Annotated in this window: 23 protein-coding genes; 16 read left to right on the plus strand and 7 right to left on the minus strand. The window is 48.9% G+C overall.

Features of this window, described 5'->3' with window-relative positions:
* The first annotated feature begins 88 nt into the window (after positions 1 to 88).
* From KSO86_RS00865 to deoC, 7 genes are all read left to right on the plus strand, one after another.
* Positions 89 to 1,165 (plus strand): BMP family lipoprotein, encoded by a 1,077-nt coding sequence (locus KSO86_RS00865; RefSeq protein ID WP_216378336.1) that lies wholly within the window; start codon positions 89 to 91, stop codon positions 1,163 to 1,165.
* Between the two features lie 201 nt (positions 1,166 to 1,366).
* The gene (locus tag KSO86_RS00870) at positions 1,367 to 2,917 is read left to right on the plus strand and encodes an ABC transporter ATP-binding protein (RefSeq protein WP_216378395.1); all 1,551 of its coding nucleotides are present in this window, start codon (positions 1,367 to 1,369) and stop codon (positions 2,915 to 2,917) included.
* Positions 2,917 to 4,185 (plus strand): ABC transporter permease, encoded by a 1,269-nt coding sequence (locus KSO86_RS00875; RefSeq protein WP_216378335.1) that lies wholly within the window; start codon positions 2,917 to 2,919, stop codon positions 4,183 to 4,185. The genes KSO86_RS00870 and KSO86_RS00875 overlap by 1 nt, the downstream gene beginning before the upstream one ends.
* Positions 4,185 to 5,510 (plus strand): ABC transporter permease, encoded by a 1,326-nt coding sequence (locus KSO86_RS00880; RefSeq protein WP_216378334.1) that lies wholly within the window; start codon positions 4,185 to 4,187, stop codon positions 5,508 to 5,510. Before KSO86_RS00875 ends, KSO86_RS00880 begins: the two co-directional genes overlap by 1 nt.
* 65 nt (positions 5,511 to 5,575) lie before the next feature.
* Positions 5,576 to 6,031 carry a cytidine deaminase gene (locus KSO86_RS00885; protein WP_222831869.1) on the plus strand — a complete coding sequence of 152 codons (456 nt, stop codon included), beginning with the start codon at positions 5,576 to 5,578 and terminating at the stop codon, positions 6,029 to 6,031.
* Positions 6,032 to 6,045: 14 nt separating this feature from the next.
* Complete coding sequence (locus KSO86_RS00890) at positions 6,046 to 7,335, plus strand: thymidine phosphorylase (protein ID WP_216378333.1); 1,290 nt, start codon at positions 6,046 to 6,048, stop codon at positions 7,333 to 7,335.
* A gap of 51 nt (positions 7,336 to 7,386) precedes the next feature.
* Positions 7,387 to 8,049, plus strand: a complete 663-nt coding sequence (deoC, locus tag KSO86_RS00895; RefSeq protein ID WP_216378332.1) for a deoxyribose-phosphate aldolase — start codon at positions 7,387 to 7,389, stop codon at positions 8,047 to 8,049.
* A gap of 157 nt (positions 8,050 to 8,206) precedes the next feature.
* Here the strand turns inward: deoC and KSO86_RS00900 are convergent, their stop codons facing one another.
* On the minus strand, positions 8,207 to 9,895 hold the full coding sequence (locus KSO86_RS00900) for a phospho-sugar mutase (RefSeq protein ID WP_216378331.1): 1,689 nt from the start codon (positions 9,893 to 9,895) through the stop codon (positions 8,207 to 8,209).
* Positions 9,896 to 9,929: 34 nt separating this feature from the next.
* Positions 9,930 to 10,754 (minus strand): purine-nucleoside phosphorylase, encoded by an 825-nt coding sequence (locus KSO86_RS00905; RefSeq protein WP_216378330.1) that lies wholly within the window; start codon positions 10,752 to 10,754, stop codon positions 9,930 to 9,932.
* Positions 10,755 to 10,863: 109 nt separating this feature from the next.
* Here KSO86_RS00905 and KSO86_RS00910 point away from each other — a divergent pair, with 109 nt between their 5' ends.
* On the plus strand, positions 10,864 to 11,505 hold the full coding sequence (locus tag KSO86_RS00910) for an LOG family protein (RefSeq protein WP_216378329.1): 642 nt from the start codon (positions 10,864 to 10,866) through the stop codon (positions 11,503 to 11,505).
* Positions 11,506 to 11,594: 89 nt separating this feature from the next.
* Positions 11,595 to 11,771 carry a DUF3117 domain-containing protein gene (locus tag KSO86_RS00915; RefSeq protein WP_216378328.1) on the plus strand — a complete coding sequence of 59 codons (177 nt, stop codon included), beginning with the start codon at positions 11,595 to 11,597 and terminating at the stop codon, positions 11,769 to 11,771.
* Between the two features lie 79 nt (positions 11,772 to 11,850).
* Here KSO86_RS00915 and mobA read toward each other — a convergent pair whose 3' ends face one another.
* From mobA to KSO86_RS00935, 4 genes are read right to left on the minus strand one after another with little or no spacing between them, the layout of a single operon-like run.
* The gene (gene mobA / locus KSO86_RS00920) at positions 11,851 to 12,477 is read right to left on the minus strand and encodes a molybdenum cofactor guanylyltransferase (protein WP_216378327.1); all 627 of its coding nucleotides are present in this window, start codon (positions 12,475 to 12,477) and stop codon (positions 11,851 to 11,853) included.
* Positions 12,467 to 12,739, minus strand: a complete 273-nt coding sequence (locus KSO86_RS00925; protein WP_216378326.1) for a DUF6457 domain-containing protein — start codon at positions 12,737 to 12,739, stop codon at positions 12,467 to 12,469. Before KSO86_RS00925 ends, mobA begins: the two co-directional genes overlap by 11 nt.
* Positions 12,723 to 13,076, minus strand: coding sequence for a twin-arginine translocase TatA/TatE family subunit (locus tag KSO86_RS00930; RefSeq protein WP_216378325.1), 354 nt, complete (start codon positions 13,074 to 13,076; stop codon positions 12,723 to 12,725). Before KSO86_RS00930 ends, KSO86_RS00925 begins: the two co-directional genes overlap by 17 nt.
* Positions 13,054 to 13,770, minus strand: coding sequence for a TetR/AcrR family transcriptional regulator (locus tag KSO86_RS00935; RefSeq protein ID WP_216378324.1), 717 nt, complete (start codon positions 13,768 to 13,770; stop codon positions 13,054 to 13,056). Before KSO86_RS00935 ends, KSO86_RS00930 begins: the two co-directional genes overlap by 23 nt.
* 279 nt (positions 13,771 to 14,049) lie before the next feature.
* Between KSO86_RS00935 and KSO86_RS00940 the strand changes: the two genes are divergently transcribed.
* The 7 genes from KSO86_RS00940 to KSO86_RS00970 all read left to right on the plus strand — a co-directional run bounded on the left by KSO86_RS00940 (position 14,050) and on the right by KSO86_RS00970 (position 21,233).
* On the plus strand, positions 14,050 to 16,602 hold the full coding sequence (locus KSO86_RS00940; protein WP_216378323.1) for a DMSO/selenate family reductase complex A subunit: 2,553 nt from the start codon (positions 14,050 to 14,052) through the stop codon (positions 16,600 to 16,602).
* Between the two features lie 11 nt (positions 16,603 to 16,613).
* On the plus strand, positions 16,614 to 17,252 hold the full coding sequence (locus KSO86_RS00945; RefSeq protein ID WP_216378322.1) for a DMSO/selenate family reductase complex B subunit: 639 nt from the start codon (positions 16,614 to 16,616) through the stop codon (positions 17,250 to 17,252).
* Complete coding sequence (locus KSO86_RS00950) at positions 17,252 to 18,214, plus strand: dimethyl sulfoxide reductase anchor subunit family protein (RefSeq protein WP_216431729.1); 963 nt, start codon at positions 17,252 to 17,254, stop codon at positions 18,212 to 18,214. Before KSO86_RS00945 ends, KSO86_RS00950 begins: the two co-directional genes overlap by 1 nt.
* 145 nt (positions 18,215 to 18,359) lie before the next feature.
* The gene (locus KSO86_RS00955; RefSeq protein WP_216378320.1) at positions 18,360 to 18,977 is read left to right on the plus strand and encodes a TorD/DmsD family molecular chaperone; all 618 of its coding nucleotides are present in this window, start codon (positions 18,360 to 18,362) and stop codon (positions 18,975 to 18,977) included.
* Positions 18,970 to 19,848 (plus strand): 4Fe-4S dicluster domain-containing protein, encoded by an 879-nt coding sequence (locus tag KSO86_RS00960; RefSeq protein ID WP_216378319.1) that lies wholly within the window; start codon positions 18,970 to 18,972, stop codon positions 19,846 to 19,848. Before KSO86_RS00955 ends, KSO86_RS00960 begins: the two co-directional genes overlap by 8 nt.
* Positions 19,849 to 19,880: 32 nt before the next feature.
* Entirely contained in the window at positions 19,881 to 20,951 is a 1,071-nt protein-coding gene (gene moaA / locus KSO86_RS00965; protein ID WP_366493273.1) for a GTP 3',8-cyclase MoaA, read from the plus strand.
* Between the two features lie 27 nt (positions 20,952 to 20,978).
* The gene (locus KSO86_RS00970; protein ID WP_216378318.1) at positions 20,979 to 21,233 is read left to right on the plus strand and encodes a MoaD/ThiS family protein; all 255 of its coding nucleotides are present in this window, start codon (positions 20,979 to 20,981) and stop codon (positions 21,231 to 21,233) included.
* A 3-nt stretch (positions 21,234 to 21,236) separates the two neighbouring features.
* Here KSO86_RS00970 and KSO86_RS00975 read toward each other — a convergent pair whose 3' ends face one another.
* Positions 21,237 to 22,223 (minus strand): molybdenum cofactor biosynthesis protein MoaE, encoded by a 987-nt coding sequence (locus KSO86_RS00975; RefSeq protein ID WP_216378317.1) that lies wholly within the window; start codon positions 22,221 to 22,223, stop codon positions 21,237 to 21,239.
* Positions 22,224 to 22,239 lie beyond the last annotated feature (16 nt).

The raw sequence follows: 22,239 nt of genomic DNA on the forward strand, positions 1-22,239 counted from the left end.
GTATATAGCTTTTCGAGCCTATTCTTAGAAGGTGAACAGTTTTGGTCAATAGATGGACCCTTACTGAAAACTAGATCAGGAGAAACTAGTGAAGAAATTCAAGTCTTTTATTGCAGTTGCCGCCGCATCTGCATTGGCGCTCTCAGCATGTTCCGGCACCGAAGCCAAGAAGTCTGCAGACGACGCCAGCGGTTTCAAGGCATGCTTGGTATCCGATGCTGGTGGTTGGGACGATAAGTCTTTCAATGAATCCGCATACGATGGTTTGAAAGAAGCAGAGAAAGAATTTGGTGTTTCGGTTAACACAGCAGAATCCAAGGGTGATTCCGACTTCGGTCCAAACACCCAGACCATGATTGACGATGGTTGCTCCCTCGTTATCGGCGTCGGCTTCATGCTTGCTCCAGCTATTATGAAGGCTGCCGAAGAAAATCCAGATCTCCACTTCGGTCTTATCGACTCCGGCTTCGCTGATGCTGACGGTAACCCAGTCGAATTAGCAAACGGTCGCGCACTTCTCTTCAACACCCAAGAAGCTGCATACCTCGCTGGCTATGTTGCTGCAGGAGCTACCAAGTCGGGCACTGTTGCAACCTTCGGTGGTCTCCAGATTCCTTCCGTGACAATCTTCATGGACGGTTTCGTGGATGGCGTCAAGGCTTACAACGAAGCTAAGGGTACCTCGGTCAAGGTTCTTGGTTGGGATAAGGAAGCTCAAAACGGTTCCTTCACCAACTCCTTCGATGACCAGTCACTCGGTAAGTCGCAAGCACAGCAGTTCATTGAGCAGGGTGCAGACATCATCATGCCAGTTGCCGGACCAGTTGGTCTTGGTGCAGCTGCAGCCGCAAAGGAAGCTGGCAACATCCGTATCATTGGTGTTGACTCCGATTGGTACGTCTCCACACCTGACTACAAGGAGATCGTTATCACGTCGGTTATGAAGGGCATTGGCGAATCTGTCAAGGCTGCTATTGACGGCGCAAAGGATGGCAAGTACGAGACCAGTCCTTACGTAGGTACCTTGAAGAACAAGGGCGTTTCCCTAGCTCCGTTCCATGACTTCGATTCCCAGCTCTCTGACGAGTTGAAGTCCGAAGTTAAGGACCTTGAAGCTAAGATTGCTTCTGGCGAACTTAAGATTGAGTCCCCAGCAGCTAACTGATTCTTAGTAACGCAGCTGGTATGACGAACTAAAGATAGAGAGTGGGTCCTTATTCTTTTATAGAGTAAGGTCCCACTCTTTATGTAATTAGACGAATCTAGTTCAATTTCCTTGCGTCAGTAAAAGAACTGACAACAGGGTATGATTATTGATACACAAAACTCAGAATTACTAGATACTGAGGAACGAAAGGGGTTCAGCGTGAAGCTGGAGCTAAGGGGCATTACAAAGAGGTTTGGCCCTCTTGTAGCGAATGATCATATTGACCTTGTAGTCGAAGAAGGACATATCCATGCTCTTCTTGGCGAAAATGGAGCAGGCAAATCAACACTAATGAACGTGTTGTATGGCTTATATGATCCAGACGAGGGCGATATTCTGCTCGATGGTGAACAAGTCAAGTTTAATGGTCCAGGTGATGCGGTTGCTGCTGGTATCGGTATGGTGCATCAGCACTTTATGTTGATTCCGGTGTTTACCGTAGCTGAATCCGTCGCTCTAGGTTATGAGCCAACTGGTGCTGGTGGCATCATTGATATTAAGAAAGCACGCCAAACAGTTATTGACGTCTCGAAACGCTTTGGTTTTGATTTGGATCCAGATGCTTATATCGAGGATCTGCCAGTCGGTGCTCAACAACGAGTCGAGATTGTCAAGGCGCTGTCGCGTGATGCAAAGATTCTGATTCTGGACGAGCCGACTGCCGTGCTGACTCCGCAAGAGACTGACGAATTGATGGCTATTATGAAGCAGCTAGCTGCTGCTGGGACATCGATTGTTTTCATTACGCATAAACTTCGTGAAGTTCGTGCAGTAGCTGATGACATTACCGTCATCCGACGGGGTGCTGTTGTAGGAACTGCCAGCCCGACGTCGTCAGAGGCTGAACTGGCAACGAAGATGGTTGGCCGCCCAGTTATGCTACAACTTGAAAAAGAAGCCCCTAAGCTCGGTGAAGTAGGTTTGGCATTCAAGGATGTTTCGCTACTGAATGACGCTGGTTCCCATGTGCTAGACCACGTATCATTTGAAGTACGTCGCGGTGAAGTATTAGCAGTTGCTGGTGTTCAAGGGAATGGACAAACTGAGTTAGCTGAGGCAGTCCTAGGATTGTATGAGCCAGCACAAGGAACTATCACACTTGATGGTAGCGAAATTCAAGGACATAGCGTTCGCGCAAACATTGATGCAGGTATTGGGTTCATTCCTGAAGACCGTTCCAAAGACGGAATGATTGCGTCGTTTTCGATTGCTGAAAACCTTATTCTCGATCAGTATCTCAACAAACCGTATGCCAGCGGTGTTGCACTGCATCCGAATGTGGTGGCCACAAATGCAAATGAAAAGGTGGAGGAATTCGATATTCGTATCACCCGAATTAGCGATCCAATTTCTACGTTGTCAGGTGGTAACGCCCAAAAGGTAGTTGTTGCGAGAGAGCTTTCGCGCGATCTTCGGCTATTGGTAGCAAGCCAACCAACTCGCGGAGTCGATGTCGGATCAATCGAATTTATCCATCGCCGAATTATTGAAGCGCGAGACGCAAGTACGCCGGTCCTGCTTATTTCATCAGAACTTGATGAAGTTGTTGCACTGGCAGATCGTATCGCAGTTATGTATCGCGGAAAAATTATCGGTATCGTGCCGGCTGACACGTCACGTGATGCTCTCGGCTTGATGATGGCGGGTGTCCCACAGGAGGAAGCTTTGGCTTCGGCTGCTAAAGCATCCGCAAAGGAAGGTGCGAAATAATGAGTAATAAAAAAACTACCTCTATTACCTCGGGGGCATGGATAAAAGCATTTTTCCATGTTGCGCCACGATCAGGCTGGCTCGTCGGAATTATCGCAGTACTCATTGCTTTTGCGCTTGGAGCTCTCCTTATTCTCATCACCGGAGCTTCAGTGTTTGACGCTTATGTAGCGATGTTCAAGGGTTCAATCTTCAATGCGTCGGCCCTTAACCGTGGCCTCTCCTATGCATTGCGTCCTGCGATGGATTCGTTGTTCTTCGCAACACCACTCATTTTGGCTGGACTCGGCTTGGGATTCGGTTTCCGTGCTGGTTTGTTCAACATTGGTGGTGCGGGACAAATCGTGTTCGGTGCGCTCGCAGCAATTTGGGTGTCTTTTAGCCTCAACTTGCCATACGGTCTCCATCTTCTTGTCGCTTTAATCGCAGCCGCGATTGCCGGCGGTCTTTATGCTGGTATCGCGGGATATTTAAAGGCTAAAACTGGTGCAAATGAAGTCATCGTGACGATCATGTTGAACTCTATTGCCGGGCTTGCGTTAACGTATGTGTTGTCTTTGGATTCGTGGCACCAACCGGGGCAAAATAACCCAGTGACGCCAGTAGCATCAAAAACTGCAGCATTGCCGGGATTACTGCCTTCCCCTTCGAAGATCCACCTAGGATTGATTATCGCCATTGTTGCGGTGTTCGTATATTGGTGGTTGCTTGAGCGCTCAACATTTGGCTTCGAAGTGCGAGCCGTAGGAGCTAACCCACACGCAGCTCGCACTGCGGGTATGTCAATCGCTAAAGTCACTACGCTAACGATGGTGACATCAGGAATTTTTACCGGGTTAGCTGGTGCAAATGAAGCTCTTGGAACCATGTATCAGGCAAACCAGGGCGTTACATCTGGAATTGCTGGAACGGTTGGTTTCGATGCGATTACGGTTGCTTTGCTGGGGCGTAACAAGCCGATGGGAGTATTTTTCTCTGGTCTCTTGTTTGGCGCTTTCAAAGCCGGTGGCTATTCAATGCAGGCACAGGGTGTGCCGATTGACATGGTACTGATCCTTGAGTCCGTCATTGTTTTGTTTATTGCAGCACCAGCACTTATCCGTTGGATGTTCCGGCTACCAAAGCCAGATGGAAAGGGTATCCGCGAGTATGCCGCATCGTTGAGTAACTCTGGACCGAAGCACAAGGCTGTTGCTATTAATGTTTCGACGCCGGAGGATTCTGCTTCAGATGACTCGCCTGCTAACGGAAAGGAGGCGCAAGAATAATGGAAAACCGTGGTTCTCAACAGTTATCAGCTCCACAAGTAGAAATCCCAGAGGCGCTCAACAATGAGGTCATCGGTAAAATCTCGTGGAAGTTCCCAATTACATATGGCTTTGCAACTCTACTTGCACTCTTTTTCGCACTTAGTGCTAGCGGTAACGCGCGGCTTCGTCTAAACGACCGTGCATCTTCTGTCGATATCCCGGATATTATGGTGCCGGCAGTTGCAACGCTATGGGTCTTCTTTATACTCATCACAATTGCCACTATATGGTCGGTAGTGTCCACTCTCAGCCGTGGAAAGTACGGAAAAACTGGACGAATTCTCGACGTTATCTCAACTATTGTTGTCGCTGTCCTGACAGTATTTGGCTTCCTCGTCTTTGCTGGCGCTGGTTCGGCTGGAGCTATTACACTCACATCCACGCTTGGTATTACCGTCGCCATATCTACTCCGCTTATCTTCGGTGCCCTTTCTGGCGTTGTTTGTGAGCATGTGGGAGTTGTCAACATCGCGATTGAAGGACAGCTGTTGGTTGGTGCATTCGTTGGCGTCATGGCAGCATCGTTCTTCAAGACTCCTTACGTGGGTCTACTAGCTGCGCCGCTTGCAGGTGCCCTTGTTGGTTCCTTACTGGCTTTGTTCTCGGTTAAGTACGGTGTAGACCAAATCATTGTCGGCGTTGTCCTCAACGTATTGTGCCTCGGCTTGACCACGTTCTTCTATGGAACGCTCATGTCAGATAATGCGGAAGTTCTCAACACAAACCAATATTCATTGCCAACAATCCGCATCCCATTCTTAGCAGAGATTCCGATTATTGGTCCGATGCTCTTTGACCAGACAATTTTGGTCTATATTATGTACATCGCGGTTGCGTTGCTAACCGTGTTCCTTTACCGGTCACGTTGGGGATTACGGATGCGCGCATGTGGTGAGCATCCACGCGCCGCCGATACCGTCGGTATTAACGTCAATCGTACCCGTATCCGGAATACGATCTTCGGTTCGGCAATTGCCGGCCTTGGTGGAGCATTCTTCACGATCGGCCAAGGATTGGCGTTCACCGATAATATGTCGGCCGGAAACGGATATATTGCGTTGGCTGCAATGATCCTCGGAAAGTGGCATCCTGTCGGGGCGCTCGGAGCTGCGGGAATGTTCGGCTTCGCAAAGGCTGTTGCACTGTTGATGCCGAATTTGCACGGTGGAATTCCATCGCAGCTGGTTAATATGATTCCTTACATCATTACCGTTATCGCCGTGGCCGGCTTCGTCGGCAAGTCACGACCGCCAGCAGCAGAAAACATTCCTTACATTAAGTAAACAATTTGTGGATCGGTGGGCCGGCTTTGCCGGCTCACCGCTCGTTTCAGATGAAAGAAGTCGAAATGCCAGAAATCAACTGGGAAGAACTAAAAGAGCTTGCCATCGAAGCTATGAAGACTGCGTACGCGCCATACTCGGGCTATCCAGTCGGCGCGGCAGCTTTGGTAGATGATGGTCGTCTTGTATCAGGTTGCAACGTCGAAAACGCATCAACCGGGCTTGGTACATGTGCAGAAAATGGTCTGGTCTCGATGCTTCACCGCACCGGTGGTGGCCGCCTAGTCGCATTTTACTGCGTCAACGGTAACGAAGAAGTTATCGTACCGTGTGGGCGCTGCCGTCAGCTACTTTACGAACATGGTGGGCCAAATCTGCTCGTCACAATGCCAACCGGAATTATGCGGATGGACGAGGTACTGCCACAAGGCTTCACACCGGCGGATCTTGCCCAAGTAGAGTCGAGCCTGATCAAGATTGATACCCCATACGCGTTACGCGAATCCGAAGATACGAAATAAATACAGGAGCAGTTATGGCAGAAAAATTTGATGTAGTTGATATCATTCGCGCAAAGCGGGATAAGTCGAAGCTATCGAAAGAAGAAATCGATTGGACCATTGATGCCTACACTCGTGGCGTCGTTGGTGATGAGCAGATGGCAGCATTGGCCATGGCAATTTTCCTTAACGGTATGGATCGGGAAGAAATTGCTCAATGGACACACGCCATGATTGAGTCTGGCGAACGGATGGACTTCTCCAGTCTCGGACGTATCACCGCCGATAAACATTCAACTGGAGGCGTAGGCGACAAGATCACGTTGCCACTTGCTCCACTAGTAGCTGTTTATGGCGTTGCAGTTCCGCAGCTGTCGGGACGCGGTCTAGGACATACTGGAGGTACGCTAGATAAGCTCGAAGCAATTCCAGGCTGGCGTGCTGCTTTGTCCAATGAAGAAATTATGCATCAGCTTGGCCTGGAAGGCCCGGGCGCTGTGATTTGTGCGGCTGGATCCGGACTAGCACCAGCTGATAAGAAGCTGTATGCACTGCGAGACATTACCTCAACCGTTGATTGTATTCCGCTCATCGCCTCATCGATTATGTCGAAGAAGATCGCCGAAGGAACGCATTCCCTAGTCCTTGATGTCAAGGTTGGCTCTGGCGCATTCATGAAGGATCTTGCCAAGGCTCAAGAACTAGCCCGGACAATGGTTGATCTGGGAACTGATGCGGGAGTGAAGACCACTGCCTTGCTGACAGATATGTCTACACCACTTGGAATGAAGATTGGTAACGGTCTTGAAGTCGAAGAATCTGTTGAAGTTCTTGCAGGCGGTGGCCCTTCCGACGTCGTCGAACTGACCCTAGCGTTGGCTCGCGAAATGCTGACAGCAGCAGGCCAGCCCGATGCAGATATCGAAGCTGCGCTTAAGGATGGTCGCGCGATGGACGTATGGCGCAAGATGATTCAAGCACAAGGCGGAGATCCTGATGCGGCGATGCCGGTCGCTAAGCATACGCATGATGTTGTGGCAGAAGCTGACGGTGTGCTTTCTACTCTCGATGCACTCTCTGTTGGCGTAGCATCGTGGCGTCTCGGTGCAGGACGTGCATTTAAGGAAGAACCAGTCCAGTTGGCAGCTGGAATTGAACTATTCGCCAAGCCCGGTGACACAGTAAAGAAGGGGCAAAAGCTCATGACTCTCCACACCGATGATGAGTCGCGAATTGAGCGTGCGCTGGCTTCTCTCGACGGCGGAATCGTTATCGGTGGCGAATATCAGCCACAAGAATCTGTCGTTTTAGACCGTATTTCATAGCTAAAAATAGAAGATCAAGGGCAATAGCCTTTGCAGAGAAAAGGAGAAATCGTGGCAACACGTGAAGAAGTAGCAGGCATCGTAGATCATACTTTGCTGAAGCCAGAAGCAACCATGGATGACGTTAAGAAGCTTATCGAGGATGCAAAGAAACTGGGCACATACTCAGTTTGCGTCTCACCTTCGATGCTTCCACTTCCAGAAGAAATCGAGATGGGTGACGTTAAACTCGCCGTCGTCTGCGGTTTCCCATCTGGCGCAGTCGCCTCTGAAATCAAAGCCGCTGAAGCTGCCCGTGCAGTAGCAGCAGGCGCAGACGAAGTCGATATGGTTATCAACGTTGGCTTAGCAAAGGAAGGCGCTTGGGAAGAGCTCGAATACGACATCGCCGTCGTTCGTGACGCTATCCCATATGCGGTACTCAAGGTCATTATCGAATCGGCTGCATTGACGGATGAAGAAATCGAAAAGACCTGTGAAGCTGCAATGAACGCTGGTGCAGATTTCGTGAAGACGTCCACCGGCTTCCACCCAGCTGGTGGAGCTTCAGTTCATGCCATTGAGATCATGAAGAAGACCGTGGGCGACGAACTAGAGATTAAGGCGTCTGGCGGTATTCATGATGGTGCATTCGCATTGGAGCTTATGAAGGCTGGCGCAACTCGACTCGGTCTATCAGGCACCCAGAAGGTTCTCGATACTCTCCCAGAGTGAGCAAGAGTAGCCTCATAGTATAGCGGAAATAGCGCAAACTCAGGCGGAAGTCTGGATTTGCGCTATTTCTACATTTGTTGTGATTACCGGTGTCATATAACTGTGCGGGCTAGCCAGAGTTTCTTCTGACTAGCCCGCACCAAGTTATACGAAACAATCAGCCAAGTTTGAGAACGTCGCCCATTTCAGCCTTGAATCGGGTGAGTCGCTCCGAAGCGAGAGTGCGCACCTCGTTAATATCGCGGCCTTCGAGTGGCACGATAACTTCGAGGTAGCACTTAACCTTTGGCTCGGTACCCGATGGACGCACAATCGCCCGATCACCGTCTTCAGTGCGTAGAACCATCGCATTCGTTGGCGGTAACTGATCGGTGCCGTTGGATAGGTCGACGACGGAGGACACAGCAGATCCCAGCAATACCTTTGGCGGGTTGCTGCGAACCTTGTCCATGGTGGCTGGGATAATCGACAAATCGTCGACGCGAATGGTCACTGGGGCAGTGAGGTATAGTGCACCAATATTGGTAGCGATCCGATCGAGTTCGTCACGCAAACCCTTGTTTTGAGTCTTGAGTGTGGCAGCGGTTTGCGCAATAAGTAGACCGGCAGACAGGCCATCCTTATCTTTAACGTGTTCTGGATCAACACAGAAACCGATAGCTTCTTCGTAACCGAAGCTGATGTTGTGTGCTCGTGAAATCCACTTAAATCCGGTCAGCGTCGCTTCATAATCGAGTCCATGATGATGCGCAATCTGTTCGAGAAGCTGTGAAGATACGATCGAGTTAGCGAGGGTACCGTTGCCACCTTCTGCTGCGATGCGGGCAGCTACCTGTTCTCCCAGGAGAGAGCCGATTTCATCGCCGGAAAGCTGGGCCCACTCACCGTTGATCGGCACAGCTGCCGAAGCACGGTCAGCATCTGGGTCAGAGGCGATAACTAGATCTGCATTCTCTTTTTTGGCTAGTGCGATAGCTAGGTCAAGTGCGCCAGGTTCTTCTGGGTTCGGGAAAGAAACCGTTGGGAAGTCTGGATCTGGAGTATTTTGTTCGGCTACTTCGACGACGTCCTTGAAGCCGGCATCTGCTAGGACACGACGCATAACTTCCGCGCCTACACCGTGCATTGCAGTGTAGACGATCTTAACATCACGTGGAGTGTCAGGGGAGATTGTTGCAACGGTTGTGGAAACGTAGGTATCGATAAACTCTTCATCAATGACACCCCAGCCTGATTCGGCTAGCTTAATTTCATCCGCAGCCGGAGCAGACTTAATATATGCAGCAATTTCCGAATCAACCGGCGGCACAATTTGAGAGCCGCGACCGTTTTCGTCGATTGCACGTCCGCCGGTATAGACTTTGTAGCCGTTATCTTGTGCTGGGTTGTGCGATGCGGTGACCATAACGCCAGCGTCAGCATCGAAGTGACGCACTGCGAATGCGAGAACTGGAGTAGGAAGTGCGCGTGGCATAATCTTTGCGCGCATGCCCGCAGCCGTCACGATTGCTGCGGTATCAGCAGCGAAGTCTGCAGAGTTATATCGGGCATCGTATCCGATGACGACGAGGGCATCATCGCCGACCTTTTCTTTCAACCATGCGGTTAATCCGTAAGCGGCACGGCGTACGACGGCGCGATTCATGCGGTGCGGTCCACCCGCCATACAGCCACGCAAACCAGCTGTGCCGAACTCCAGGAATCCTTGGAAACGATCAGTAAGCTCAGCCTCGGCTACTTTATCGCCGCCTTGAGCTTTGCTCAGTAGCTCAGCAACTTCAGCGGCAGTGTTTTTATCAGGATCGTGAGCAATCCATTCTTCTACTTCGGTAACGTTATACGACATGTTTCTCCTTCAATAAATGTTCGTCAATCGTGCGTCAGAGCACGGTCGTAGAAATGCGTTCAATAATGTCAGCTAGTAAACGTGAAATACGCGGACCAGCTGCGGCGCCAGCTTCAAGCACTTCTTTGTGGTTAAGCTTTGTTGGTGCAAATCCGGCAGCGTGATTGGTAACTAACGAAATGCCAAGAACTTCGATGTCGGCTTCAGCTGCTGCGATAGCTTCAAGCGCGGTAGACATTCCGACGAGATCCCCGCCAAGAATCCGCGCCATCTTGACTTCAGCGGGAGTTTCGTAATGGGGACCAGGGAATTGAGTGTAGACACCTTCCGGTAAACTCGGATCAACTTCGTGTGCAATAGTGCGCAGGCGCTGTGAGTAGGCATCTGTTAAATCAACGAAGTGTGCCCCTTCAATTGGGGAAGTGCCAGTAAGATTGATGTGATCCTTGATCAGCACCGCAGTTCCGGCTCCCCATTCGGTAACCGTTGAGCCACAGCCGTTGGTTAAGATACAAACTTTAACTCCAGCGGCGGCAGCGGTACGTACACCATGTGCAACTGCGCGTACGCCTTTTCCTTCGTAATAGTGAGTACGGGCCCCTAACACGAGGGCATGATGGCCTGACTTGAGTTTGATTGACGTGATCTTTCCGCCATGTCCCGCAACTGCAGCGGCGTGGAAGCCAGGAATATCTTGAGCATCAACCTCAGCGACTACATCTCCAATGAGTTGGGCTGCGCCGCCCCACCCAGAGCCGAGAGTTAATGCAATATCATGGTGCGATACGCCGGTCTTTTCCGCAATGACTTTTGCTGCTTTATTGGCTAGGTCTTGCGGTGAAATTTCAGTATTTTCCATAGGTAAATACTACCAAAAACCAGCAGTCATTAGGGTAGTAACCATCGCCGTCGTCACATAAAATGGGGAGCTGTGATGTTAAGATTGTGACCAAAAGGATATATCTCTTATGACTGTTAACCACTCCGAACTCCGCGACAAAGAAGCGGGTAGATCAGATATGGTTCAAAAAATCCTCGCTGATTTTGACTCAAGTGAAACTGTATTCGAGAACTCAGATAGGGCAGTGGCAGTGTTCGGATCAGCCCGGTTATCTTCGGAAAACCCCTACTATCAGGTTGCGCGAGAGCTCGGACGGAACTTAGCTCAGCATGACATTTCTGTTGTGACAGGTGGCGGGCCTGGAATCATGGAAGCAGTAAACCGCGGCGCTCACGAAGCAAATGGAACCTCTATCGGGCTAGGAATCGAGATACCGTACGAGGTAACTTTGAATGAATATGTTGATCGGGGCATGGCGTTCCACTATTTTTTCACCCGGAAAGTTATGTGCACCAAACATGTAACCGGATTCGTCGTGTTCCCAGGAGGGTTTGGCACTCTTGATGAGTTGTTTGAGATTTTAACGCTTGAACAAAATCATAAGATAACGAATTATCCGATTGTTTTGGTAGGTACATCGTATTGGGCCGGACTTATCGAATGGTTGCGTGGTTCGATGCTGAGCGAGGGGCTAATTTCTCCGGACTGTTTGAAATTGCTGAGGATAGTGGATACTGCCGACGACGCAGTGAAGATCTTTACTCCTTGACAGTATTGATGGACCATTTTTGCTAGAAAAAGGAAAAAATAGACTAGACTGTTAGGTAACAGCCGATCTGGCTTACGAGAGGAGTTCTCATGGCTGCGATGAAACCCCGAACAGGTGATGGTCCTTTAGAAACAGAGCGTTCAAATCACGGAACGATTTTACGGATCCCACTCGAGGGCGGTGGACGCATGGTGCTTGAGCTTCATGATGAAGAACTACATGAGCTTTACGCCGTCGTCCAACAGGCAGTAACGGAACGCGACTAATACGTCAATATCACCAATCGATGTCGAACACGTAGCTCATGTTCGGCATCGTTTGGCATTACTAACGAACGATGAGCGATTACGACTGTTCTTCTAGTAAGTTGTGTATGCCTAAAAGCCTGCGGACTTGAGAGACGTCGGACGAGTAATCGACATCAACGCTGAGGTGGCTGGCATCGTCCACGATTGCCACATTGAGCTGATCGAGTACGCTGTGTGCCGAGTATCCGTGGGCTGGATTAGGTAAAATTGAGTTTAATTTATTGAATCGATATACCCCGATCAAATAATTAAGCCGGTTACCCCATGACACAATTGCTCCGTCGTGCTGATGAGAAGCTAGCGTGAGCTCAGGTATGAGAAGTGGGGCGAGCGGTGAATCGGCGGGAAAAACTGCAACAAGCGAATCATCTGAAGCGGGTGTCGACAAATTTTGTAGCGTGGCTAATCCGGCCCTTAATCCAGCGATGGGGCCGCCAAATGGGGGATCCTCTAGTGTGCTTTGCATACCGCGAGGTATGCGATCATCTGGTGCTGTTATTGCAATACATGGTACTGAACCGATTGTGCGATTTACGCATGTCAGCCCATACTCAAGAAGAGTCTTTCCATTGATTGTGAAATGGGGTTTTGAAACGCCATTGAGGCGTTTAGCCCGTCCACCACCTAAGAAGAGGACTCCATTAATTGTTGCATCAGTCGACACTGGGGAACTTTTCAGCTAGTTGTTCTAACCGAGCAATGAGCTCATCCGGATTTATGTCAGTTGATGCGGCTGCATATCCGACAAGGAAAGCGGTTAACGGTGCGCCTGGACGAGATGGTCCGTGGGCAACTGTGGAAATGAGCCGAAGCAGTGATGCTTTGTGACGGGCAATAATCTGAGGGTCAAGCTCTAATTCGTTATTAACGCTGTCGAGCCATGATTCCATTCGGGCCATTACTTCGGGGTCATCTTTGCGTGTCATGTGAACCTTCCATGGGTTGAGATGATGGATGAGTTTGTTTGATATTGGCTTCTTTTAACCACAGCTGCATTTCTTCGGCCACAGCTTCCTTTATCATTAACCTAGGGTCGAGCTTGCTAGGATTTAATTCGTTTAGTGCATCGTTAATGTCGTTAGCGCTACTGGTTTCCATTGACCGAAGCTCAGCAGTGTACTCCCGCATCTGTGCGGACCATTTGCGTAACTTCGCAATTCCCCGTTGGAGCCACACGATTGCCTGTGCTGCGCGAGAGGGACCAAGCACGATGACGCCAACGATAAGCACAATAACAAATTCAGTGCCGTTGATTCCAAACATCGTTGCCTCTTTCTATTGGCTGTCCAGCTCGGGTATTTAACATAGCATGGAGCGCTCGAGTTCGACGGAGCGAAATACGTCCATCACTACTAAGCTTAGCCAATTGCCATGGTGGAACCAGACTCATAAATGTGTTCATCGCAAGTTCTGGTGAGGATTCCATATTAGTTTCGAGCCAAGATGTAATAATAACTATCGTATTGTGAACTTGTTGCTCGGTCGCCATAGTGATCCACAGTTCGGAGAGCGGCTCATCGTTATATCGAACGAACCCGCGTACGTAGTTTGTGATTTCTTTTCGGAAATAAGCTGTGAGATACCCCAGTGCAAGAGACTCGGGTTTATCTAAGAAAATGTGACGGTAAATGGGGGCGTGGCTTTGGACATGATGGAGTAATTTAATATAGATGTCACGCCATCTGAGTAAATATTGGTTGGTCTCGTCGTGGACTAAAGTTGATATGCGTGAAAAATTATCGGACAGTTCTTCAATAAGGAAATCTGCCAACAATTCGGACGGAGTGGATGCGTGGGCGTAGAAAGTGCCACGTGAGACTCCAGCAGCTCTAGTCAGGTCGGCGATTTTAATGTCTTCGGGTCGGAAATCTAAAGCGAGTGATAATAGTGCGTCTCGGAGTAGCCCGCGGGAGCGAATAAACCGTGGGTCAGTGTTTTTAATCGATGAAGATGTCACTGAAAATCCTCATGGTATGGATGTTTGTAAATTTAACTAGAGTATACGCCATTACCTGTTGAAACAAGATCTTTCTTGCTGAAAATTAGGTAGGCCTAAGGTCGTTGTGGGGGAGTTGCTTAATCAATGAATGTTTTATTTTGATTGATTTTTGTTGCGTAAATATTAAACCGTCTAATTAGGGACCTTCAGCCTATTGAACGCGTGTTCATTACTCATACTATCGGCAGTAACAAGGGGAGTAGTGTCCTAGGGTCGATAGAAAATGAGGAGGATCTCTTGGTTGATCAAACTGGGAATCACGACGGCGTATTGGATATTTCACGTCGGTCATTTCTGAAATGGTCGGGTGTGGCTGCTGGAAGTGCAACTCTCGTGGGAATGGGCGGTTCAGCTTTATTGAGTTCTGCAGCGGAAAGTTCCAGTAAGGATGAATCAAAGCTTGTATGGTCTGCTTGCACAGTGAACTGTGGGTCCCGGTGTCCGGTGCGTCTCGAAGTTAAAGATGGCACTATCCTTCGGGTCCTTCCAGACGATACCGGAACAAATGAATTAGGCGGACAATCAGTTCGCGCATGTGTTCGTGGTCGTTCTATCCGTCACCGTATTTATAATCCTGACCGATTAAAGAAACCGCTTAAACGCAAGCCAGGTACCAAACGTGGCGAAGGGCAGTGGGAAGAGATTTCGTGGGAGCAAGCGCTTGATGAAATCGCTGCCAAGATGAAAGAAATTAAATCCGAATATGGGAATGAAGCGTTTTACGTTAACTACGGTACTGGAACACTTGGGGCTGTGGTCTCCACGTCTTGGCCGCCAGATGCTACTGCGTTTGCTCGGCTGCTAAATTGCTGGGGTGGATATCTTGACCACTACTCGGACTATTCGACGACAGAAATTACTTCTGCATACCCTTATTTTTATGGAAGCTGGAAGGGATCAAATTCATTAGATGACGCTGCAAACGCAAAACTGCAGGTCATGTTCGGAAATAACCCACTAGAGACTCGTATGTCTGGCGGTGGTCTGACTTTTGTGAGTCAGCAAACTCGGAAAAAATCGGGTGTTCGAACTATCGTTATAGATCCACGCTATTCTGAAACCGCTCTTGATCTGGCGGACGAATGGATAGCATTGCGTCCGGGCACTGATGCCGCGCTTATTGCTGGAATGATCTGGGTCATGCTCGAAGAAAATTTGCATGATCAAGAATTCCTAGATAAATATTGTGTTGGTTTTGATGAAGATCATATGCCTGAAGGGGCCCCGGCGAACGCCTCGTACCGTTCTTACGTTGAAGGTAAGAAGGATGGGATCGAAAAGACACCTGAGTGGGCGGCAGATATAACGGGAGTTCCGGCTGCTGTTATTCGTCGACTTGCTCGGGATATTGCGGGGGCTAAGCCGTGCGCTATTACCCAAGGATGGGGACCGCAACGCCATGCAAATGGGGAAAATACGGCACGATCTATCTTTTTGCTTGCGTGTGTCACTGGCAATATTGGTATTGCTGGTGGAGGCAACGGCGCGCGCGAATCTTCGCCCGGCCTACCAATTAAAAAATTATTGACTGCGAGTAAGCCTAATCCGTCGATGAAAATCATCCCTGTATTCAGCTGGCTTGATGCAGTTGACCATGGGCCGAAGATGGATACCTTTAACTCTGGAGTTATGGAAAAGCCAGAAGAAGGTGTGCGCGACTTTAAAGTACCAGTGGATGAGAACGGTAATCCGAGTAACGTCAAACTAGATGTGCCCATCAAAATGGTTTGGCAATACAGCGGCAATTCGATCGTTAACCAGACTGGGGATAACAATAAATCCGTTGAGATTTTGCAAGACGAGTCTAAGTGTGAGCTTATTGTAGACTGCGATATTCAAATGACGGTATCGTGTCGGTACGCCGATTATGTGTTGCCAGGGACATCTGCCGCCGAAGAATTCGATCTTCATCCTGGCGAAAACGGTTCTCCAATGGCGTACGGTATTTTGTCCTCCCAGGCGATCAAGCCCCTATACGAATGCAAAGACGTGTATACGATTTGCAGTGAATTAGCTGAACGGCTAGGTGTCAAAGATGAATTTACTGAAGGTAAAGATCGTGAAGGATGGCTTCGTGAAGCCGTGGTGAAAGCACGTGAGAAAGATCCGGAACTTCCGTCCTATGAAGAGTGGAAAGATATGGGATTGTTCCGGAAGATGGCAGGGCCAATTGTGTCGATGAAAGATTTCCGAGAAGACCCTGAGAGGAATCCATTGGATACGCCATCGGGGAAGATCGAGATTTACTCTCAGCGTCTAGAACAAATGGCACAAAAATGGACCTTTGACGAATTCCGTGAGGCTAAGGAAGGCGACAAGCTTGTTCCGTTGCCCGAGTATGTTCCTACATGGGAAGGTGCTCTTGATGTACGCGATAGTAAGTATCCGATCCAATTAATTGGGCATCACTTTAAAGCACGTACTCATTCAACTTATGGAAATGTTGATTGGTTACGCGAAGCTCATATTCAAACAATTTGGATCAACCCTATGGACGCTGCTGCTCGTGGCATAAAAAATGGTGACCAAGTTTTTGCGTATAACGAGCGTGGAACTGTAAAGATAGAAGCAAAGGTAACTGAACGCATTGCTCCTGGAGTTGCTTCACTTCCACAAGGTGCTTGGTATCAGCCAGTACCGGCGTCTGAAGTAGCTCCGCCAACGGACGCTAACCAAGAGCTACCTGTGGATATCGGAGGCAATACCAATACGCTTTCAGCATTGCACCCATCGCCACTCGCTCGTGGTAATGCGGTCCACACCATTGCTGTTGAGATTAAGAAAGCCTAGGAGAAGTGAGCATGACTGAGAATTTTACAGAAGAAGGCGCTCAGTACGGCTTCCATTTTGACCAATCACTGTGCAACGGTTGTAAAGCTTGCCAGATCGCATGTAAGGATAAGCATGATCTTCCAGTGGGAGTAACATGGCGACGTGTTGTTGAATACTCTGGTGGGTCATGGCAGGTTAATGGCAACACTTTTGAACCTAATGTATTCGCATATTATACATCGGTTTCTTGTAACCATTGCGAGAATGCAGTTTGCATGGAAGTATGCCCGACCACGGCGATGAGCCGTCGCCCTGATGGTACCGTGTATGTTGATGAATCTAAGTGCGTTGGTTGTCGGTACTGCCAGTGGGCTTGTCCTTACGGTGCGCCACAACTCAACTCAGAAACTGGACACATGACAAAATGTGATTTGTGTTATGACTACCGTTCTGAGGGCAAGGAACCTGCATGCGTTTCTGCATGCCCCTCGCGTGCTCTCGATTGGGGACCAATCGAAGAATTACGTGAAAAGTATGGCGACAAGGACTCGGTGGCGCCATTGCCAGACCCATCTTTAACCAAGCCACATCTTGTTATTACACCGCATCGCGATGCTCAAGCATGGGATTCCGGCACCGGTCAGATTACGAATCCAAAGGAGATCTGATGAATATTCATGAATTGCCCATGATTATCTTCACCGTAGTAGCACAAATGTCGGTAGGAGCTTTCTGGGCGTTAGGCGCGATTCAGCTGGTAGGACGGTACCGTAAAATCTCTGTGCTAGCTATTGACCGAATAACAGATGCAGCAATGTATGCTGTTGGTCCGTTGCTAGTTGCTGGTTTCTTTGCCGCATTCTTCCACTTGAATGATCCGTTCCATGCTATCTTCACAATGAATCATTTAGGGTCTTCGTGGCTGAGTCGTGAACTCCTAGCAGGTGTGTTATTTGGTGCTTTTGGAGCGGCCTTTGCGGTCTCACAGTGGTTTGGTTGGTTTAGCCGTGGCGTGCGAGAGATCATTGCGATTCTAACGGCTGTATCTGGACTTTTCCTTATTGTTGCGATGAGTGGTGTGTATTATTCAGCTCGTACTATTCCAGCATGGAATAATTTCACTGTTCCGGTATTTTTCTTTGCATCGACGCTACTGACTGGACCGTTAGCTGTGGCTTTAGCGTTACTTGTCGTGTGGGCTCGCGATCCATTAGCGAAAATCCGTAACAAGCAAAGTGTATCGTTCGGATCTGATCTTATTTCCTTGTTGCGTTCCTCGTTGCAGGGGATGACTGCAGTGGCCACTGCAGCTGGCGTGGTCATCTTCATTACGTACCCTATGTATTTGCTTATATTGGCACACGGCGGTGAAGTCACGCAGCATGTAGCTACGGGTATTTCTACTAGCTTCCTGATGTGGCGGTTGCTTTTCTTAGGCGGAGCAGTTGTCATTGCTGGCGTATTTGCCTTTAATCAAGCGAAGCTGGCTACAACTCCTAACAAGATTCTGATTGCTGTGATTGTTATTGCGTTTATTCTAGCTGTAGTATCCGAATTCATGGGGCGTTCCATCCATTACGACGGGTTGTGGCGTGCTGGCCTGAACACGTGGCAAACATTTTCTGGATGATCGTTATGAATTCTGAAATGTGAGCTGGGATGATTTTCTCAGCTCACATTTTTATTGCTATTGAAATAGGAACTTTAACGGACTGTGCATATGTCTTTAGTGCACGGTAGCGTTGGTAACGATACTGATATTAAGGAGAAACATCATGCTTTCAACAATGGAACTTGATTCTTTTGCTGCTGCTTTTACAGTTCTTGGAAGACTGCATATCCAACCGGCTAATCACAACACTCGGGCTCACTTTTTCGCTCTCCTTGATGAGTGGCCGATCTCCGTGGAGTCTTCTGACCATACTGTACGCGGGCTCCAACTAATTCGTTCATCACAGGATTTAGAGGAAGATGATTCAGCTATTATCAATGATCAAGATATGCTTTATGGCATTTCTGCAGCTGCTAAAGTGGCGCCGTACGAATCTGTCCATCGTGGTGAAGATCGTCTGGTATTCGATAAACAGACTCTCGAAGTGCGATCAGAGTATGCCAAACTTCAACTGCAGGCGCCCCGTTATAATGCAGAGCCGGACGACCATATCGGGTTGGAGCTAGATTTTATTGGTCAGTGTCTCCTTGGTGCGTTGGACGGAGACCAAACCGCTTTACTGCTTGCACAAGTATTTACAGAGGAGCACATCATACAGTGGGCTCCAAACATGTTGGCGGATGCCGAAGCATCAGCCACCACTGCCTGGGTGCGCGGTATATGTGCCTTAGCTCGTGGAACTATTGAATCGTGGACCCAGGTTCTAGAGCCTCATGCTTGATCGTCTTGTTCCACTATTGCGTTGGGTTGCTGCACAAGACCCTATTTCTGAGATTGTTCTTCAATGCCCTGATGTCGATTTAGTGCGCGCCAGGGCGCGATCTGTCGTCGTGGTATGGGATGAATGTGTTGCTTCTATGTCACTTGGGACCGTCGCACAACTTGTTACAGTTGGTGCTAGCCATGTAGTTATTCACCCATGTCAGGCACATACTACTCAGATAGCGCAACGTATGGACGTGTGGAATTCAATTATTCCGGGAAAGGTTTCGCTTTTTGATCCAGCGAAAAAGCGCAGATTCCTGGGGATTCGTAAAGCCCAAACACTGTATTTAGGACATGTTCCGGTGCCGCGTCGAGCGATCTTGGGTTTGCGTATTGATTCCCCGATCGATTGCGCAGCAGATGATCAAGAACGCACGATGCAGGCTCTTCGGTTTCTCGGCATAGATGCTTCAGAAATGAAGTCCGTTCAGTCTCCGAAGGGAATTAGACTCCGAGCAACAGGATGCATTATGTGCGCAGTTTGCGTAAAGGCGTGTCCGCATGATGCACTTGCTATCCGAGGTAGTGGTAATGAAAAGACGTTATGGCATAACGAGTCAGTGTGTCGTGGATGTCGCCGGTGCGAAAGTCTATGTCCTGTTGACGCATTATCTGACAATGGTTCGTCATCGTGGGCTGATACTGCTTCGCAGAAAGAAAATGCCTTGGCGACATTGCTGATACGGAAATGTACTTCATGCGGAGTAGTAGTTGAAGCTAGTGCGGGTGACTTATGTGCGCTGTGTGCGTATCGGCGTGAACATCCGTTTGAGTCAGTTCCGCTTGAACTGATGAAACCATTAGTTGAAAGATTGACAGATCACTAGTATTGTCATTATTTCAAGTGAGGGAGAAGAGAGTGGTTGGACGTCTAGCAGATATTAAGGATTCACGCAAAGGAGATGGAGCTTTAATTGACCGGTTTGGACGTAACGCGACTGATTTACGAGTTTCCCTGACAGACCGTTGTAACCTTCGCTGTCAGTATTGTATGCCGGAAGAGGGCCTCCCATTATTGCCGCTATCCCAGGTTTTAAGCGACGATGAAGTTATTCGTCTTATTCGTTTAGGCGTTGAGCGGCTAGGAATAACAAAGGTCCGTTTTACTGGCGGTGAACCACTGTTACGTAAAGGGCTAGAAGACATCGTTGCTGCCACTGCCCAATTCGCTAATGATAGTGGACGACCTGATATCTCGCTAACGACTAACGGATTAGGACTTTCGCACCGGGCCGATGCATTGCGAAAAGCTGGCGTGAATAGGGTTAATATTTCCTTAGACTCCGCATCGCGTGAGGAATATCTTGCCCTGACAAGACGTGATCGTTTCGAACATGTTCTAGAGGGCATCACAGCCGCGGTTAACGTTGGTTTTACACCAGTAAAGATCAATGCGGTAGTCATGCCTGGAGTCAACGATCATTCAGTAGGCCAACTATTATCTCTAGCTTTGCGTTTGGGTGCTACGCTTCGGTTTATTGAATACATGCCGATCGGTCCTCAAGGTGAATGGAAACGAGGCGAAGTGATCACGTCGGATGCATTGATCGACATCTTGCGAGCGAATTTTGTTTTAGAACCAGAACCGAAATCGAAACGGGGAAGTTCGCCAGCTTCGTTGTGGAATGTTTCAGCCGGCTCATTTAATGGTGATAGTTTCCCAGCTGGCAAAGTTGGGTTCATTAGTTCGGTTTCGAGGCCGTTCTGTGCTGAGTGTGATCGTACTCGGCTCACTGCAGAGGGTGCCATACGGTCCTGTCTATTCAGTGACGATGAAACGGATTTACGTTCGTTGCTACGCGGAGGCGCTAACGATGACGAAGTAGTTCACGCTTGGCAACAAGCTATGTGGGGTAAGCCTTTGGGGCATGGAATAAACGACTATGGGTTTGTCCAGCCAGAACGAACTATGAGTTCTATTGGCGGATAAATTCATCTGGTTTACACAAGGAGAAATATGTCGAAAACTGTTCTTATGAGATATTTTGCAGGCATTGCGGATACTGCTGGGATAAGTCAAGAAACAGTGGAGTTGAGCCCCGATGCTACAGTTGCTGATTTAGCTAATACCTTATCTGCCTTACACGGGGAGCAATTTCGTCTTAATCTCGCAGTATGTGCTCTCATTAGTAGCGGGCGTCGGTTGCAAGACGACGACCCACTACTGGATGGTGCCGAGATTGATGCCTTGCCCCCATTTGCTGGGGGGTGAGGTTTAGGCCATTCCTGACCACTCTGAAGTGCCGTCGGTGAATTCTTGTTTCTTCCACACGGGGAGATCGAGCTTGATACGCTCTACAAGATCTTCAACAGCTGAGAAGGATTCCCTACGGTGGTCGGAACTAACTGCCACCCCGAGGGCTACATCTCCTACGTCGAGTTGTCCAACTCGGTGAATAACAGCGATTTTGTGGAGCCCATGTTCGGTTGCAACTTTGTGGGCAATGGATTTCACAATATCGGATGCGCTTGGGTGGGCAGAATAATTGATTCTGATGACGCCTTTTTTGTGGTCGTGATTGCGGACACGGCCGCAGAAACTTGTGATTGCACCGGCTGCATCCGTTGTAACGGCCTCTTCGAGTTCTGACATCGAGATCGGTGTGTTCTGAACTCGAGCAATGATGACATCGCCAGCGCCGGTAGAAGCCTCAGTTCCGTGTGCTAGTGCGTAAGTCTTTGCAAAGTGCTCGGAATGAGAGGAGTGTGTATGTGGGTGGTCGCCATCATTGAGTTGATCGACAAGGTGAACGAAAAGATGAGAAATTATTGAGATGCCTTCGGCGACACCGCTAGGAGAACCAGGAAGACTAATGACAACAGAACGATGGTTTCCATCGTCAATAACGCCAGCGACTGAACGGGTCAAAGCAGATGTAGCTACTTTAGATCCCTCGCGGATCATAGCTGGAATTCCAGGAATATCATATGTGAGGATTGACGATATTGCTTGGGGCGTTTGATCTCGACGAGTAATTCCAGTTCCGCCTGTGGTGAGGATGATGTTAGCCCCTGCTTCCATTGAATCGTGTACAGCGCCTTGAACGGGTTCGATGCCATCGGGTACCACAGTGTAGAAAGTGACTTCACCAATTTGGGCGAGAAGGTCTTGTGCAAGTGGTCCAGACTCGTCCTCCCGAACGCCACAAGAGACTCGATCAGAGACAGTGATGACAGCAAATTTTATCTGGTTTCGATTCATGAAATCAGTCTAAAGG

The sequence above is a fragment of the Arcanobacterium phocae genome, assembly GCF_018913465.1.
In the GTDB taxonomy this organism is placed as follows: Bacteria; Actinomycetota; Actinomycetes; order Actinomycetales; family Actinomycetaceae; genus Arcanobacterium; species Arcanobacterium phocae_A.

Bases quoted from the DNA above. Each gene is read 5' to 3' on its own strand.
- KSO86_RS00880 (WP_216378334.1), top strand. From the start codon at position 4,185: ATGGAAAACCGTGGTTCTCAACAGTTATCAGCTCCACAAGTAGAAATC.
- KSO86_RS00930 (WP_216378325.1), bottom strand. From the start codon at position 13,076: ATGTTTGGAATCAACGGCACTGAATTTGTTATTGTGCTTATCGTTGGC.
- KSO86_RS00915 (WP_216378328.1), top strand. From the start codon at position 11,595: ATGGCTGCGATGAAACCCCGAACAGGTGATGGTCCTTTAGAAACAGAG.
- KSO86_RS00970 (WP_216378318.1), top strand. From the start codon at position 20,979: ATGTCGAAAACTGTTCTTATGAGATATTTTGCAGGCATTGCGGATACT.
- KSO86_RS00975 (WP_216378317.1), bottom strand. From the start codon at position 22,223: ATGAATCGAAACCAGATAAAATTTGCTGTCATCACTGTCTCTGATCGA.
- KSO86_RS00945 (WP_216378322.1), top strand. From the start codon at position 16,614: ATGACTGAGAATTTTACAGAAGAAGGCGCTCAGTACGGCTTCCATTTT.
- KSO86_RS00885 (WP_222831869.1), top strand. From the start codon at position 5,576: ATGCCAGAAATCAACTGGGAAGAACTAAAAGAGCTTGCCATCGAAGCT.
- KSO86_RS00910 (WP_216378329.1), top strand. From the start codon at position 10,864: ATGACTGTTAACCACTCCGAACTCCGCGACAAAGAAGCGGGTAGATCA.
- KSO86_RS00905 (WP_216378330.1), bottom strand. From the start codon at position 10,754: ATGGAAAATACTGAAATTTCACCGCAAGACCTAGCCAATAAAGCAGCA.
- KSO86_RS00925 (WP_216378326.1), bottom strand. From the start codon at position 12,739: ATGACACGCAAAGATGACCCCGAAGTAATGGCCCGAATGGAATCATGG.
- KSO86_RS00955 (WP_216378320.1), top strand. From the start codon at position 18,360: ATGCTTTCAACAATGGAACTTGATTCTTTTGCTGCTGCTTTTACAGTT.
- KSO86_RS00890 (WP_216378333.1), top strand. From the start codon at position 6,046: ATGGCAGAAAAATTTGATGTAGTTGATATCATTCGCGCAAAGCGGGAT.
- KSO86_RS00900 (WP_216378331.1), bottom strand. From the start codon at position 9,895: ATGTCGTATAACGTTACCGAAGTAGAAGAATGGATTGCTCACGATCCT.
- KSO86_RS00875 (WP_216378335.1), top strand. From the start codon at position 2,917: ATGAGTAATAAAAAAACTACCTCTATTACCTCGGGGGCATGGATAAAA.
- KSO86_RS00960 (WP_216378319.1), top strand. From the start codon at position 18,970: ATGCTTGATCGTCTTGTTCCACTATTGCGTTGGGTTGCTGCACAAGAC.
- KSO86_RS00950 (WP_216431729.1), top strand. From the start codon at position 17,252: ATGAATATTCATGAATTGCCCATGATTATCTTCACCGTAGTAGCACAA.